This window comes from Escherichia sp. MOD1-EC6300 (assembly GCF_002965045.1).
GTDB classification, from domain to species: domain Bacteria; phylum Pseudomonadota; class Gammaproteobacteria; order Enterobacterales; family Enterobacteriaceae; genus Escherichia; species Escherichia coli_F.
The window spans coordinates 295,955-311,166 of the sequence record NZ_PTRH01000004.1 but is presented as its reverse complement, the minus strand read 5'-3'; the positions used below and the strand labels follow the sequence as shown (position 1 = coordinate 311,166).

Genomic DNA, 15,212 nt, shown 5'->3' with positions numbered 1-15,212 from the left:
TCCGTTCATTGTGCATTCCTGAATAAGTGTAAACCAGTGACACATTTTTGAACGGCGGCTATTCCTAAAAGTGCTTACGGTACGTCGTAACCCAGTGCCGATTTACGGATACGGAACCATTGTTGGCGAGTCATTTTCAGGGTTTCTGCTTCAACAGCTGCTCGCACGCGCTCAATTTTACCGGAGCCGATTATCGGCAGCGGCTGCGACGGTAAACGTAAAACCCAGGCGTAAACCACCTGTTCAATCGAGCCCGCGTTTAACTCCTCCGCCACCACAGCCAGTTCATCACGCAGCGGCTGGAAATAATCATCATTAAACAGACGACCGCCACCAAGGCAGGACCACGCCATCGGACGAACACGCAGTTGTTGCAGTTGGTCGAGCGTGCCATCCAGCAGTAACGGCTGATGCACCGGGGATATTTCCACCTGATTAGTGGCAAGGGTAAACGGCAGACGTGATTGCAACAGGGCAAATTGCGTAGGCGTAAAGTTCGATACGCCAAAATGGCGCACTTTGCCGCTCTGATGCAGGTGTTTAAACGCGTCCGCCACTTCATCGGCATCCATTAACGGGTCCGGGCGGTGGATCAACAGCAGATCCAGATGATCGGTCGCGAGATTAATCAGCGACTGTTCGGCGCTCTTAATGATGTGATCGCGGTCAGTAATATAATGACCAATGACGTTTTCTTCACGCGCGGTCGTCGCGATACCGCATTTGCTGACAATTTCCATCCGTTCACGCAAATGAGGTGCCAGTTTCAGCGCCTCGCCAAACGCCGCTTCGCACTGATAGCCGCCATAAATATCAGCGTGGTCCACGGTAGTTACGCCGAGATCCAGATGCTCTTCAATAAAGCTGACCAGCTGGCGGGCGGACATATTCCAGTCCATCAATCGCCAGTAGCCCATCACAAAACGGGAAAACTCCGGGCCTTGCGGCGCAATAGTAATACGCTGAACCATAATCGCTTCCTCTTATCAGATATGAGAGGAGTATACGCAAGATTAGGCTCAAAAGAGTGATGGTTGCTCCGGTTCGTCTGATGACGCTGGCTTATTTGCACGTAATTTGCGCATTAACCGCTGCCGACAAAGACGCAGCACCTCTTGTTTTTCGCCATCGCTCATTTTATTCCAGTTAAAACGCTCATCACGGCTACGAAAACAGCCGCGACAAAATCCGCGTTCGTCAGACTGGCAAATTCCCCGGCACGGGCTCTGGACGGGAAAGAACTCTAATTGCTCCGCCACTTCGCCCTCCTCAGATAAGATTATTACCACTATTGAAGCTGTTAATGCCCAAAGTAGCAACTTTGCTTGCACTAGACCGACTGGTCTACTACACTCCAACACATGAACAAACACACCGAACATGATACTCGCGAACATCTCCTGGCGACGGGCGAGCAACTTTGCCTGCAACGTGGATTCACCGGGATGGGGCTAAGCGAATTACTAAAAACGGCTGAAGTGCCGAAAGGGTCCTTCTATCACTACTTTCGCTCTAAAGAAGCGTTTGGCGTTGCCATGCTTGAGCGCCATTACGCCGCATATCACCAGCGACTGACGGAGTTGCTGCAATCCGGCGAAGGTAACTACCGCGACCGCATACTGGCTTATTACCAGCAAACACTGAACCAGTTTTGCCAACATGGAACCATCAGTAGTTGCCTGACAGTAAAACTCTCTGCCGAAGTGTGCGATCTGTCAGAAGATATGCGCAGCGCGATGGATAAAGGGGCTCGCGGCGTAATCGCCCTGCTCTCTCAGGCGCTGGAAAATGGCCGTGAGAACCATTGTTTAACCTTTTGTGGCGAACCGCTGCAACAGGCACAAGTGCTTTACGCACTGTGGCTTGGCGCGAATTTGCAGGCCAAAATTTCGCGCAGTTTCGAGCCACTGGAAAACGCGCTGGCCCATGTAAAAACCATTATTGCGACGCCTGCCGTTTAGCAGGCATTTTTTATCACCAGACCACCGGGAGCCTTTATGTCATCTGAAAAACTGTATTCCCCACTGAAAGTGGGCGCGATCACGGCGGCAAACCGTATTTTTATGGCACCGCTGACGCGTCTGCGCAGTATTGAACCGGGTGACATCCCTACCCCGTTGATGGCGGAATACTATCGCCAACGAGCCAGTGCCGGTTTGATTATTAGCGAAGCCACGCAAATTTCTGCCCAGGCAAAAGGATATGCCGGTGCGCCTGGCATCCATAGCCCGGAGCAAATTGCCGCATGGAAAAAAATCACCGCGGGAGTCCATGCTGAAAATGGTCACATGGCCGTGCAGCTGTGGCACACGGGGCGAATTTCTCACGCCAGCCTGCAGCCTGGCGGTCAGGCACCGGTAGCGCCTTCTGCACTTAGCGCGGGAACGCGTACTTCTCTGCGCGATGAAAAAGGTCAGGCGATCCGCGTTGAAACATCCATGCCACGAGCACTGGAACGGGAAGAGATTCCGGGCATCGTCAATGATTTCCGCCAGGCCATCGCTAACGCCCGTGAAGCTGGGTTTGATCTGGTGGAGCTACACTCTGCTCACGGTTATTTACTGCATCAGTTCCTTTCTCCTTCTTCAAACCATCGTACCGATCAGTACGGCGGCAGCGTGGAAAATCGCGCACGTCTGGTGCTGGAAGTGGTCGATGCCGGGATTGAAGAATGGGGTGCCGATCGCATTGGCATTCGTGTTTCGCCAATCGGTACTTTCCAGAACACGGATAATGGCCCTAATGAAGAAGCCGATGCACTATATCTGATTGAACAACTGGGCAAACGCGGCATTGCTTATCTGCATATGTCAGAACCAGATTGGGCGGGAGGTGAACCGTATACTGATGCGTTCCGCGAAAAAGTACGTGCCCGTTTCCACGGTCCGATTATCGGCGCAGGGGCATACACGGTAGAAAAAGCTGAAACGCTGATCGGCAAAGGGTTAATTGATGCGGTGGCATTTGGTCGTGACTGGATTGCGAACCCGGATCTGGTTGCCCGCTTGCAGCGCAAAGCTGAGCTTAACCCACAGCGTGCCGAAAGTTTCTACGGTGGCGGCGCGGAAGGCTATACCGATTACCCGACGCTGTAATCCAACATTGCGAGCGGCGCAAAGCCGCCGCTATACTAAAACAACATTTTGAATCTGTTAGCCATTTTGAGGATATAAAGATGCGTCTTCTTCATACCATGCTGCGCGTTGGCGATCTGCAACGCTCCATCGATTTTTATACCAAAGTACTGGGCATGAAACTGCTGCGTACCAGCGAAAACCCGGAATACAAATACTCACTGGCGTTTGTTGGCTATGGCCCGGAAACCGAAGAAGCGGTGATTGAACTGACCTACAACTGGGGCGTGGATAAATACGAACTCGGCACTGCTTATGGTCACATCGCGCTTAGCGTAGATAACGCCGCTGAAGCGTGCGAAAAAATCCGTCAGAACGGCGGTAACGTCACCCGTGAAGCGGGTCCGGTAAAAGGCGGCACTACGGTTATCGCGTTTGTGGAAGATCCGGACGGCTACAAAATTGAATTAATCGAAGAAAAAGACGCCGGTCGCGGTCTGGGCAACTAATCTCCTGCCGGGCGTGAATTCATCGCGCCCGCATCTTTACTGCATCGACAAGTAATATTTGTCATAATGCGCGCTGCAATTTATCCGTATTAAGAGAATCAGATGTCCGATAACGCTCAACTTACCGGTCTGTGCGACCGTTTTCGTGGTTTTTATCCTGTTGTGATCGATGTTGAAACAGCTGGATTTAACGCCAAAACCGATGCGCTGCTTGAGATTGCCGCCATCACCCTGAAAATGGATGAACAAGGCTGGCTGATGCCGGACACCACATTACATTTCCACGTCGAACCATTTGTCGGCGCAAATTTGCAGCCAGAGGCCCTCGCCTTCAACGGCATTGACCCGAACGATCCCGATCGCGGCGCGGTCAGCGAATACGAGGCGCTGCACGAAATTTTTAAAGTTGTACGTAAAGGCATTAAAGCGAGCGGCTGTAACCGCGCCATTATGGTGGCGCACAACGCCAATTTCGATCACAGCTTTATGATGGCCGCCGCAGAACGCGCCTCACTGAAACGTAACCCGTTCCACCCTTTCGCCACTTTTGACACTGCTGCACTAGCCGGGCTGGCACTCGGACAAACCGTATTGTCAAAGGCTTGCCAGACCGCTGGCATGGACTTCGACAGCACCCAGGCGCACTCCGCGCTGTACGACACCGAACGCACTGCTGTGCTGTTTTGTGAAATCGTCAACCGCTGGAAACGTCTGGGAGGCTGGCCGCTACCTGCCGCCGAAGAGGTGTAATCGAGTCGATGCCTGATGACATGCAATGATTCAGGCATCTATAGTGAGGCTATTCCACGCATCATGCATGATATTCACGGGGAATAGCGTTAATGGCAGATAATCTAAACCCTTCATCGCCCCTGCCGGACGTGTTTTCACCGGCGACCCGCGACTGGTTTCTTCGCGCCTTTAAACAGCCGACCGCTGTCCAGTCGCAAACCTGGCATGTGGCGGCGCGAGGCGAGCATGCGCTGGTGATTGCACCGACTGGCTCCGGGAAAACGCTGGCAGCATTTCTCTACGCCCTCGATCAGCTCTTCCGCGAAGGCGGCGAAGATACCCGCGAGGCGCATAAGCGTAAAACCTCACGCATTCTCTATATTTCACCGATCAAAGCTCTGGGCACCGACGTTCAGCGCAACTTGCAGATCCCGTTACAGGGTATTGCCGATGAACGGCGGCGGCGCGGCGAAACGGAAGTCAATCTTCGCGTGGGGATCCGTACTGGCGATACGCCTGCACAGGAACGCAGCAAACTCACCCGTAATCCGCCGGATATTCTGATCACCACACCCGAATCACTCTATCTGATGCTGACCTCCCGCGCGCGCGAAACGCTACGCGGCGTCGAAACGGTAATTATTGATGAAGTCCACGCGGTAGCGGGCAGTAAACGTGGTGCGCATCTGGCGTTAAGTCTGGAGCGGCTCGATGCGCTGCTCCACACCTCAGCACAGCGAATTGGCCTTTCTGCCACTGTACGCTCAGCCAGCGATGTGGCAGCATTTCTTGGTGGCGATCGCCCGGTTACGGTAGTCAACCCGCCCGCAATGCGCCATCCGCAGATACGGATTGTCGTACCGGTCGCCAATATGGATGATGTCTCATCGGTTGCCAGCGGCACCGGCGAAGACAGCCATGCCGGCCGAGAAGGCTCCATCTGGCCATATATTGAAACGGGTATCCTTGATGAAGTTTTGCGCCATCGCTCGACCATTGTCTTTACTAATTCACGCGGGCTGGCGGAAAAACTGACGGCACGATTGAATGAGCTTTACGCCGCACGCTTACAGCGTTCCCCGTCTATCGCCGTTGATGCGGCCCATTTCGAGTCGACCTCCGGCGCAACCTCTAACCGTGTACAAAGTAGCGACATTTTTATTGCCCGCTCACACCACGGCTCCGTGTCTAAAGAACAACGAGCAATCACCGAACAGGCGCTGAAATCGGGTGAATTACGCTGCGTGGTCGCAACCTCCAGTCTCGAACTGGGGATTGATATGGGCGCGGTGGATCTGGTAATTCAGGTGGCAACGCCGCTTTCTGTTGCCAGTGGGTTACAACGCATTGGACGTGCCGGACACCAGGTAGGTGGTATCTCCAAAGGGCTTTTTTTCCCCCGAACCCGACGTGACTTAGTCGATTCCGCAGTCATTGTTGAGTGTATGTTCGCAGGCAGGCTGGAAAACCTGACACCACCGCATAATCCACTCGACGTCCTTGCGCAGCAGACCGTTGCCGCCGCGGCGATGGATGCATTACAGGCAGACGAATGGTACTCCCGCGTACGCCGTGCCGCACCGTGGAAAGATCTGCCAAGACGTGTTTTTGACGCCACGCTGGATATGCTTTCCGGGCGCTATCCCTCTGGCGATTTTTCTGCTTTTCGACCAAAACTGGTCTGGAACAGGGAGACCGGGATATTGACCGCCCGACCTGGCGCTCAGCTGTTGGCGGTTACCAGCGGTGGCACCATTCCGGATCGTGGCATGTATAGCGTGTTATTACCCGAAGGTGAAGAACAGGCCGGTTCGCGGCGGGTGGGTGAACTGGATGAGGAGATGGTATATGAGTCGCGGGTGAACGACATTATCACTCTCGGCGCTACCTCATGGCGGATCCAGCAAATCACCCGCGATCAGGTGATTGTGACTCCTGCTCCAGGTCGTTCTGCCCGCCTTCCCTTCTGGCGTGGTGAAGGTAACGGACGTCCGGCAGAATTAGGCGAGATGATCGGCGATTTTCTCCATTTACTGGCGGATGGCGCGTTCTTTTCCGGGAATATTCCCCCGTGGCTGGCAGAAGAAAATACGATCGCCAATATTCAGGGGCTGATTGACGAGCAGCGCAACGCGACGGGTATTGTTCCGGGTAGTCGTCATCTGGTCCTCGAACGGTGCCGTGATGAAATTGGCGACTGGCGTATTATTTTGCATTCTCCCTATGGAAGACGGGTGCATGAACCCTGGGCGCTGGCGATTGCCGGGCGAATACATGCACTATGGGGCGCTGACGCGTCTGTGGTTGCCAGTGATGACGGCATTGTTGCGCGCATTCCTGACACCGATGGTAAATTGCCCGATGCCGCGATTTTTTTGTTTGAACCAGAAAAGTTGCTGCAAATTGTCCGCGAGGCGGTAGGCAGCTCGGCACTTTTCGCCGCCCGTTTTCGCGAATGCGCCGCGCGGGCATTATTAATGCCGGGCCGCACGCCGGGCCATCGCACCCCGCTCTGGCAACAACGGCTGCGCGCCAGTCAGTTGCTGGAAATCGCTCAGGGATATCCGGATTTTCCGGTCATTCTCGAAACCCTACGCGAATGTCTGCAAGATGTTTATGATCTTCCCGCGCTGGAACGTTTGATGCGTCGCCTGAACGGTGGCGAAATTCAAATATCCGATGTAACGACCACTACGCCTTCGCCTTTCGCCGCCAGTTTATTGTTCGGCTATGTCGCGGAATTTATGTACCAGAGCGACGCCCCGCTGGCAGAGCGCCGGGCATCCGTACTGTCGCTGGACAGCGAGTTACTGCGCAATCTACTCGGACAGGTCGATCCGGGGGAATTACTCGACCCGCAGGTCATTCGCCAGGTGGAAGAAGAGTTGCAACGACTGGCTTCTGGTAGAAGAGCGAAAGGTGAAGAAGGATTGTTCGACCTGCTGCGCGAACTGGGGCCAATGACCGTTGAAGACCTGGCGCAACGGCATACAGGCAGCAGTGAAGAGATTGCGTCGTATCTGGAAAATCTTCTTGCAGTAAAACGAATCTTCCCGACGATGATTAGCGGGCAGGAGCGTCTTGCCTGTATGGATGATGCCGCCAGGCTGCGCGATGCCCTCGGCGTACGACTACCAGAGTCACTGCCAGAGATTTATTTGCACCGAGTCAGTTACCCGCTTCGCGACCTCTTTCTGCGCTATCTCCGGGCTCATGCTCTGGTCACGTCTGAACAACTGGCTCATGAGTTTAGTCTCGGTATTGCCATTGTCGAAGAGCAACTTCAGCAACTGCGCGAACAAGGGCTGGTGATGAATCTGCAACAAGACATCTGGGTGAGCGATGAAGTATTTCGTCGTCTGCGTTTGCGCTCGCTGCAAGCCGCCAGAGAAGCGACACGTCCCGTTGCGGCCACGACCTATGCGCGATTGCTGCTGGAACGTCAGGGCGTATTACCCGCCACCGATGGTAGCCCGGCACTCTTTGCCTCAACATCGCCAGGCGTTTATGAGGGCGTGGATGGCGTCATGCGGGTGATCGAACAGCTTGCCGGAGTCGGTTTACCCGCCTCACTCTGGGAAAGCCAGATCCTGCCTGCCCGCGTACGCGACTATTCGCCAGAAATGCTCGATGAATTACTGGCAACCGGTGCGGTTATCTGGTCGGGGCAAAAAAAACTGGGTGAAGATGACGGTCTGGTGGCACTGCATCTACAGGAATATGCCGCAGAATCGTTCACTCCCGCCGAAGCGAATCAGGCGAATCGTTCGGCGCTGCAGCAAGCGATAGTCACGGTTCTGGCTGACGGAGGAGCCTGGTTTGCACAACAAATCAGCCAACGGATACGCGATAAAATCGACGAATCGGTTGATCCCTCAGCCCTGCAAGAGGCGTTATGGGCGCTGGTCTGGCAAGGCGTCATCACCAGCGACATTTGGGCACCGTTACGCGCCCTCACCCGCAGCAGTACCAACACACGCACCTCAACTCGTCGCAGCCACCGGGCTCGTCGTGGACGTCCTGTCTATGCGCAACCCGTCTCGCCGCTGCTATCTTACAACACACCAAATCTGGCTGGACGCTGGTCGTTATTGCAGGTGGAGCCACTAAACGATACCGAAAGGATGCTGGCGCTGGCGGAAAATATGCTCGACCGCTACGGCATCATCAGTCGTCAGGCGGTGATAGCCGAAAATATCCCTGGCGGGTTTCCATCGATGCAAACGCTTTGTCGAAGTATGGAAGACTCCGGGCGAATTATGCGAGGTCGTTTTGTAGAAGGTCTGGGTGGCGCGCAATTCGCTGAACGTCTGACTATTGACCGATTGCGCGATCTGGCGACACAAGCCACGCAAACGCGCCACTATACACCAGTGGCGCTCTCTGCCAACGATCCGGCTAATGCATGGGGAAATCTTCTGCCCTGGCCTGCACATCCGGCAACGCTGATACCAACGCGTCGGGCGGGTGCGCTGGTGGTCGTTTCTGGCGGCAAATTGTTACTCTATCTGGCGCAAGGTGGCAAAAAAATGCTGGTCTGGCAGGAAAAAGAAGAATTACTCGCCCCAGAGATTTTCCACGCGCTGACTACCGCACTGCGTCGCGAACCACGGCTGCGCTTTACGCTAACAGAAGTGAATGACCTACCGGTCCGGCAAACGCCGATGTTTACGCTGCTGCGTGAGGCGGGATTTTCAAGTTCGCCACAAGGACTGGATTGGGGATAGAGAAAGGACTGACGGATGCCCGTTCGCATCCGTCAGTATTGCAGGACGGATTATTCAGCGTCCGGCTCTTCAGACTTGTATTTAGCGGCAGTTTCTTTGATCAGCTGCTGCAGTTCGCCACGCTGATACATTTCGATCACGATATCACAACCGCCGACCAGCTCGCCGTCAACCCACAGTTGCGGGAAGGTCGGCCAGTTAGCATATTTCGGCAGTTCCGCACGAATGTCCGGATTCTGCAGGATATCAACATAGGCAAAACGTTCGCCACATGCGGCAAGCGCCTGGACTGCCTGGGCAGAGAAACCGCAGCTCGGCAGTTTCGGTGAACCTTTCATGTACAGCAGGATCGGGTTTTCAGCAATCTGGCGTTGGATTTTTTCGATAGTGGTGCTCATTGTCTTGCTTCCTCAAACTTCTTTACGGCAGTAATCTGACATTGTAGCGGGTCAGTGCGGCATCGGAAAATAACATTTTCATCACGCTTTTTCTATTTTATCCCTTTGTTCTATTTGTTGCATTTCAAATATTCGTTTCTTCCCTGACGCACGGCAAACTGGCGTATTTATAACCATTTTTAGCTTCCACTGCTGCATTTTTTTGCGCTCGCCGACGAAACGTATTTTTTAACAATAAAAGCTATTAACTTTCTCTTCTTCTATGCATTAGAATCATCAAGTTTTGTAAATCAGACGCAGGCATGATAGACCTGCCTTAACAGAGGGACGCTCAGTGGCGCGGATAAACCGTATTTCGATCACGCTCTGTGCTTTACTTTTTACCACCCTGCCTTTAACGCCTATGGCCCATGCTTCAAAGCAAGCCAGGGAGAGTTCTGCTACCACTCATATCACCAAAAAAGCAGATAAAAAGAAAAGCACGGCAACCACCAAAAAGACCCAGAAAGCCAGCCAGAAAACAGCGAAAAAAGCCGCCAGTAAAAGTACGACCAAAAGCAAAACCGCTTCTTCCGTTCAAAAATCTTCCATTACCGCTTCTAAAAACGCCAAAACTCGCAGCAAACACGTCGTCAATAAAACGGCCTCAGCCAGCTTTACCGAAAAGTGTACCAAACGTAAGGGCTATAAATCGCATTGTGTGAAAGTCAAAAATGCCGCGTCAGGAACCCTTGCCGACGCACACAAAGCGAAGGTGCAAAAAGCCACAAAAGTGGCAATGAATAAACTGATGCAGCAAATTGGTAAGCCATATCGTTGGGGTGGCAGCTCACCGCGTACCGGTTTTGATTGCAGCGGCCTGGTTTATTACGCTTATAAAGATTTGGTGAAAATTCGTATTCCGCGTACGGCGAATGAAATGTATCACCTGCGTGATGCAGCACCTATCGAACGTAGTGAACTGAAAAACGGCGACCTGGTCTTCTTCCGTACTCAGGGACGCGGTACAGCCGATCATGTCGGCGTGTATGTCGGCAACGGCAAATTTATTCAGTCACCGCGTACGGGTCAGGAAATTCAAATCACTTCTCTCAGTGAAGACTACTGGCAGCGCCACTATGTTGGCGCTCGCCGGGTAATGACCCCAAAAACACTTCGCTAAAACTTTACCCTGTTGTTACGGCAACAGGGTAAGTTCATCTTTTGTCTCACCTTTTAATTTGCTACCCTATCCATACGCACAATAAGGCTATTGTACGTATGCAAATTAATAATAAAGGAGAGTAGCAATGTCATTCGAATTACCTGCACTACCATATGCTAAAGATGCTCTGGCACCGCACATTTCTGCGGAAACCATCGAGTATCACTACGGCAAGCATCATCAGACTTATGTCACTAACCTGAACAACCTGATTAAAGGTACCGCGTTTGAAGGTAAATCACTGGAAGAGATTATTCGCAGCTCTGAAGGTGGCGTATTCAACAACGCAGCTCAGGTCTGGAACCATACTTTCTACTGGAACTGCCTGGCACCGAACGCGGGTGGCGAACCGACTGGAAAAGTCGCTGAAGCTATCGCCGCATCTTTTGGCAGCTTTGCCGATTTCAAAGCACAGTTTACTGATGCAGCAATCAAAAACTTTGGTTCTGGCTGGACCTGGCTGGTGAAAAACAGCGATGGCAAACTGGCTATCGTTTCAACCTCTAACGCGGGTACTCCGCTGACCACCGATGCGACTCCACTGCTGACCGTTGATGTCTGGGAACACGCTTATTACATCGACTATCGCAATGCACGTCCTGGCTATCTGGAGCACTTCTGGGCGCTGGTGAACTGGGAATTCGTAGCAAAAAATCTCGCTGCATAATAACTGATGGCAAATGCAACATTGTCTGATGCGCTTCGCTTACCATGCCAACTCGGATGAAGCGTTAACACCGCATCCGGCAAGATAAATCGCACGTTGCCAGCAACTGTAACGCAGAAGGTTATCCTTCTGCGTTTTTGTTTAATTAGCTGTTGGCAACGCAAACTGCCTCAGGTTGTTTTCTGGCTGACATAAACACCAGCAATAATGCCAGTCCCGCGACAATCGCCCCCATCACCGGCACAAAACTGTATCCCAGCCCAGCGGAAATTACCGCACCACCAGCCGCTGCTCCCAGCGCATTTCCAAGATTAAAGGCACCAATATTGACTGATGAAGACAGACCAGGCGCTTCACTGGCGACACGCATCACGCGCATCTGTAACGGCGGTACGACCGCAAAGGTTGCAGCTCCCCACACCACCATGCTAATAGCTGCGCCGAACTCATTGCGGGCCAGGAACGGGATTGCCAGCATAATCACCATCAGCAGCAACAAAAAGCCTTTCAACGTGCCGTTAACTGAACGATCTGCCAGTTTGCCGCCGAGATAGTTCCCAATAGAGAACCCGACACCAATCAGCACCAGCATTGCCGTGACGAACACCGGTGTTGCGTGGGTAATACTTTGCAGTACCGGAGAGATATAGGTGTAGAGGGTAAACATGGCGCCAGCTCCCAGCACCGTCGTCAGCAATGCAGACAGCACCTGCGGACGCATTAATACCGCCAGCTCTTTTTTCACTTCAGGTCGTGCCCCTGCACCACCTTTAGGTAATGAGAAGAACAGACTTACCATTGAAATCACTCCCAGCCCCGCCGTTGCCAGAAATGACATCCGCCAGCCGATGGTTTCACCCAACCAGGTCGCCGCCGGCACGCCACCGATATTTGCCAGGGTTAACCCCATAAACATAGTGGCAACTGCGCTGGCCTGTTTATGTTTTGGCACCACGCTTGCGGCCACGACTGAACCCAAACCAAAAAATGCTCCGTGATTCAGGCTGGTCAAAATGCGTGAAAGCATCAGGGTCATATAATCCGGCGCGATGGCGGAAAGTACGTTGCCGAGCGTGAAAATTGCCATCAGGAAAATCAACGCACTGCGGCGGGCACGATGAGAAAGTAGAAGCGTCATCAGCGGCGCGCCCACCATTACGCCAACTGCATAGGCACTGATTAACATTCCGGCAGCGGGAATCGAGACATCCACACCGCGCGCAATGACGGGCAACAAGCCCATTGGCGAGAACTCCGTTGTCCCGATACCAAACGCGCCAATCGCCAGCGCCAGCAACGGATAGTTAATTTTCATGCCTTATCTCCACCTCTTCGCGTCATTACGCGATATTCATTAAAGTGGCGAAAGCATGACAGCAATCACAAAAAAATGAAAATAACAAAAAGAGAAAACACTTTTGCCATTTTGCTAACAAACAGGAAGGAGATGCGAGGGAGAATGCTCTCCCTCGAGAGGAAATCAGTGCAGCGCGGCAGTCAAACCCACGGCCACGATCAAACCGAGGACGATAATCGTTGTTACCAGTGAAAATTTAAGGTCGGTGCTCATCAAGTTTTCTCCTTTTTTATTACCACACAAAAAGTGATATTACGCATTTTTACACACTGTGATGAAAAAATCTCCCGTCATTTATAATGATAAGTGTTTTTACCACTTCCCCTTTTCGTCAAGATCGGCCAAAATTCCACGCTTACACTATTTGCGTACTGGCCATTGACCCCTTCCTGACGCTCCGTGTCGTTTTTCCGGCGTACCGCAACACTTTTGTTGTGCGTAAGGTGTGTAAAGGCAAACGTTTACCTTGCGATTTTGCAGGAGCTGAAGTTAGGGTCTGGAGTGAAATGGAATGGCAACAATAAAAGATGTAGCGAAACGAGCAAACGTTTCCACTACAACTGTGTCACACGTAATCAACAAAACACGTTTCGTCGCTGAAGAAACGCGCAACGCCGTGTGGGCAGCGATTAAAGAATTACACTACTCCCCTAGCGCGGTGGCGCGTAGCCTGAAGGTTAACCACACCAAGTCTATCGGTTTGCTGGCGACCAGCAGCGAAGCGGCCTATTTTGCCGAGATCATTGAAGCGGTTGAAAAAAATTGCTTCCAGAAAGGTTACACCCTGATTCTGGGTAATGCGTGGAACAATCTTGAGAAACAGCGGGCTTATCTGTCGATGATGGCGCAAAAACGCGTCGATGGTCTGCTGGTGATGTGTTCTGAGTACCCAGAGCCGTTGCTGGCGATGCTGGAAGAGTATCGCCATATCCCAATGGTGGTAATGGACTGGGGTGAAGCAAAAGCTGACTTCACCGATGCGGTCATTGATAACGCGTTCGAAGGCGGCTACATGGCCGGGCGTTATCTGATTGAACGCGGTCACCGCGAAATCGGCGTTATCCCCGGCCCGCTGGAACGTAACACTGGCGCAGGCCGCCTTGCCGGTTTTATGAAGGCGATGGAAGAAGCGATGATCAAAGTGCCGGAAAGCTGGATTGTGCAGGGTGACTTTGAACCTGAATCCGGTTATCGCGCCATGCAGCAAATCCTGTCGCAGCCGCATCGCCCTACTGCTGTCTTCTGTGGTGGCGATATCATGGCAATGGGCGCACTTTGTGCTGCTGATGAAATGGGTCTGCGCGTCCCGCAGGATGTTTCGCTGATCGGTTATGATAACGTGCGCAACGCCCGCTATTTTACGCCGGCGCTGACCACGATCCATCAGCCAAAAGATTCGCTGGGTGAAACAGCGTTCAACATGCTGTTGGATCGTATCGTCAACAAACGTGAAGAACCGCAGTCCATTGAAGTGCATCCGCGCTTGATTGAACGCCGCTCCGTGGCTGACGGCCCGTTCCGAGACTATCGTCGTTAATCACCCGTTGCGGGAGTCTCTTCCGGCTCCCGCAGCCACTCCTTATTCAGCGTCTCACTATCGCCGAGATACTCAAGCAACCAGGTTAACGCAGGCGACATATCATTTTGCTGCCATGTCAGACAACATGCCGAATCCGGAAAGGGGTTTTCCAGTTCTAATGCTACCCACTTCCCCTCATTAAGCCACGGTTTGGCGAAATGTGTTGGCACCATCCCTATGCATAATCCTGCCGAGATACAGGTTGCCGATGATTCCCAGTCAGGCACGACAAGTCTTTTTTGGTTATCCAGCAACCAGGTAATACGTTTAGGTAGCGTTCGCGAGGTGTCTTCGCGCACCAATGACGGCCAGTTGCGCAACGTATCATCGCTGAACGGGCCATCCATCAACGCCAGCGGGTGGTGGCTGGCAACAACGCAACTCCAGCTTAGCATCCCCATATCCCGGAAGGCATAACGACCGCCTACCGGAATCGCGCGTGTTGCGCCAATCGCCAGTTCCACGCGCCCGTCGGAAAGCGCATCCCAGACACCGTTGAACACTTCCTGAAAGACAAGAAGTTCGACATCATCAAAATGGCGATAAAAATCAACGATCATCTGCCGTGTACGTTCTGGCCTGACAATATTATCCACTGCGATAGCTAACTGACCGCGCCAGCCGTTCGCTATCTGCTGACATTGCTGCCGGGTGATCTGCATTTTTTTGACAACAGAGCGCCCTTCTTTGAGAAACCACGCCCCGGCAGCGGTCAGTTCCACATCACGGTGACGTCGTTCAAACAGCGGCACCGCCAGCCACTCTTCCAGCTGACGCACGGTATAGCTGACCGCAGAAGGAACGCGATGCAACTCCTGGGCTGCAGCGCTAAAACTACCATTACGCGCTACCGCATCAACAACTTCGAGTGAATATTCTGACCACATAGTCTGCCTGCAAAATTTTTGAAACCAGTCATCAAATATTACCGTTTCACAACACTAATTTCACTCCCTACACTTTGC

At 52.7% G+C, this 15,212-nt stretch carries 14 protein-coding genes; 8 read left to right on the top strand and 6 right to left on the bottom strand.

Features of this window, described 5'->3' with window-relative positions; all coding sequences use genetic code 11:
* Positions 1-74: 74 nt before the first annotated feature.
* Together BGE37_RS08870 and BGE37_RS08865 are read right to left on the bottom strand one after the other, a co-directional pair.
* Complete coding sequence (locus BGE37_RS08870) at positions 75-971, bottom strand: aldo/keto reductase (protein ID WP_105287951.1); 897 nt, start codon at positions 969-971, stop codon at positions 75-77.
* Between the two features lie 48 nt (positions 972-1,019).
* Complete coding sequence (locus tag BGE37_RS08865) at positions 1,020-1,259, bottom strand: DUF1289 domain-containing protein (RefSeq protein WP_000840481.1); 240 nt, start codon at positions 1,257-1,259, stop codon at positions 1,020-1,022.
* Between the two features lie 102 nt (positions 1,260-1,361).
* Between BGE37_RS08865 and nemR the strand changes: the two genes are divergently transcribed.
* From nemR to BGE37_RS08840, 5 genes are all read left to right on the top strand, one after another.
* Positions 1,362-1,961 (top strand): DNA-binding transcriptional regulator NemR, encoded by a 600-nt coding sequence (gene nemR / locus BGE37_RS08860; protein ID WP_105287950.1) that lies wholly within the window; start codon positions 1,362-1,364, stop codon positions 1,959-1,961.
* Positions 1,962-1,997: 36 nt separating this feature from the next.
* Positions 1,998-3,095, top strand: coding sequence for an N-ethylmaleimide reductase (nemA, locus tag BGE37_RS08855; protein ID WP_000093576.1), 1,098 nt, complete (start codon positions 1,998-2,000; stop codon positions 3,093-3,095).
* 80 nt (positions 3,096-3,175) lie between these two features.
* Positions 3,176-3,583, top strand: coding sequence for a lactoylglutathione lyase (gene gloA / locus BGE37_RS08850; protein ID WP_001237796.1), 408 nt, complete (start codon positions 3,176-3,178; stop codon positions 3,581-3,583).
* 102 nt (positions 3,584-3,685) lie between these two features.
* A complete protein-coding gene (gene rnt, locus BGE37_RS08845) occupies positions 3,686-4,333 on the top strand; it encodes a ribonuclease T (protein ID WP_001282281.1) in 648 nt (215 codons plus the stop codon).
* A gap of 92 nt (positions 4,334-4,425) precedes the next feature.
* Positions 4,426-9,042, top strand: a complete 4,617-nt coding sequence (locus BGE37_RS08840) for an ATP-dependent helicase (protein ID WP_105287949.1) — start codon at positions 4,426-4,428, stop codon at positions 9,040-9,042.
* 50 nt (positions 9,043-9,092) lie between these two features.
* Here BGE37_RS08840 and grxD read toward each other — a convergent pair whose 3' ends face one another.
* Positions 9,093-9,440, bottom strand: coding sequence for a monothiol glutaredoxin 4 (gene grxD, locus BGE37_RS08835; protein ID WP_000108172.1), 348 nt, complete (start codon positions 9,438-9,440; stop codon positions 9,093-9,095).
* A gap of 334 nt (positions 9,441-9,774) precedes the next feature.
* Here grxD and mepH point away from each other — a divergent pair, with 334 nt between their 5' ends.
* Positions 9,775-10,602, top strand: coding sequence for a peptidoglycan DD-endopeptidase MepH (mepH, locus tag BGE37_RS08830; RefSeq protein WP_105287948.1), 828 nt, complete (start codon positions 9,775-9,777; stop codon positions 10,600-10,602).
* 127 nt (positions 10,603-10,729) lie between these two features.
* The gene (sodB, locus tag BGE37_RS08825; RefSeq protein WP_000007283.1) at positions 10,730-11,311 is read left to right on the top strand and encodes a superoxide dismutase [Fe]; all 582 of its coding nucleotides are present in this window, start codon (positions 10,730-10,732) and stop codon (positions 11,309-11,311) included.
* Between the two features lie 145 nt (positions 11,312-11,456).
* Here the strand turns inward: sodB and BGE37_RS08820 are convergent, their stop codons facing one another.
* Both BGE37_RS08820 and cydH read right to left on the bottom strand, forming a co-directional pair.
* Positions 11,457-12,626, bottom strand: a complete 1,170-nt coding sequence (locus tag BGE37_RS08820) for an MFS transporter (RefSeq protein ID WP_000701039.1) — start codon at positions 12,624-12,626, stop codon at positions 11,457-11,459.
* A 165-nt stretch (positions 12,627-12,791) separates the two neighbouring features.
* Positions 12,792-12,881: a cytochrome bd-I accessory subunit CydH gene (gene cydH / locus BGE37_RS08815; RefSeq protein ID WP_000102278.1), complete on the bottom strand. Its 90-nt coding sequence runs from the start codon at positions 12,879-12,881 to the stop codon at positions 12,792-12,794.
* A gap of 298 nt (positions 12,882-13,179) precedes the next feature.
* Here cydH and purR point away from each other — a divergent pair, with 298 nt between their 5' ends.
* On the top strand, positions 13,180-14,205 hold the full coding sequence (gene purR / locus BGE37_RS08805; RefSeq protein ID WP_000190982.1) for an HTH-type transcriptional repressor PurR: 1,026 nt from the start codon (positions 13,180-13,182) through the stop codon (positions 14,203-14,205).
* Here purR and punR read toward each other — a convergent pair.
* A complete protein-coding gene (gene punR / locus BGE37_RS08800) occupies positions 14,202-15,134 on the bottom strand; it encodes a DNA-binding transcriptional activator PunR (protein ID WP_000269493.1) in 933 nt (310 codons plus the stop codon). The two genes, purR and punR, sit on opposite strands and share 4 nt — an antisense overlap.
* Positions 15,135-15,212: the final 78 nt, after the last annotated feature.

Coding starts and splice junctions, on each gene's coding strand:
- nemR (WP_105287950.1), top strand. CDS start 1,362: ATGAACAAACACACCGAACATGATACTCGCGAACATCTCCTGGCGACG.
- cydH (WP_000102278.1), bottom strand. CDS start 12,881: ATGAGCACCGACCTTAAATTTTCACTGGTAACAACGATTATCGTCCTC.
- BGE37_RS08870 (WP_105287951.1), bottom strand. CDS start 971: ATGGTTCAGCGTATTACTATTGCGCCGCAAGGCCCGGAGTTTTCCCGT.
- nemA (WP_000093576.1), top strand. CDS start 1,998: ATGTCATCTGAAAAACTGTATTCCCCACTGAAAGTGGGCGCGATCACG.
- rnt (WP_001282281.1), top strand. CDS start 3,686: ATGTCCGATAACGCTCAACTTACCGGTCTGTGCGACCGTTTTCGTGGT.
- purR (WP_000190982.1), top strand. CDS start 13,180: ATGGCAACAATAAAAGATGTAGCGAAACGAGCAAACGTTTCCACTACA.
- sodB (WP_000007283.1), top strand. CDS start 10,730: ATGTCATTCGAATTACCTGCACTACCATATGCTAAAGATGCTCTGGCA.
- punR (WP_000269493.1), bottom strand. CDS start 15,134: ATGTGGTCAGAATATTCACTCGAAGTTGTTGATGCGGTAGCGCGTAAT.
- BGE37_RS08840 (WP_105287949.1), top strand. CDS start 4,426: ATGGCAGATAATCTAAACCCTTCATCGCCCCTGCCGGACGTGTTTTCA.
- gloA (WP_001237796.1), top strand. CDS start 3,176: ATGCGTCTTCTTCATACCATGCTGCGCGTTGGCGATCTGCAACGCTCC.
- BGE37_RS08820 (WP_000701039.1), bottom strand. CDS start 12,626: ATGAAAATTAACTATCCGTTGCTGGCGCTGGCGATTGGCGCGTTTGGT.
- grxD (WP_000108172.1), bottom strand. CDS start 9,440: ATGAGCACCACTATCGAAAAAATCCAACGCCAGATTGCTGAAAACCCG.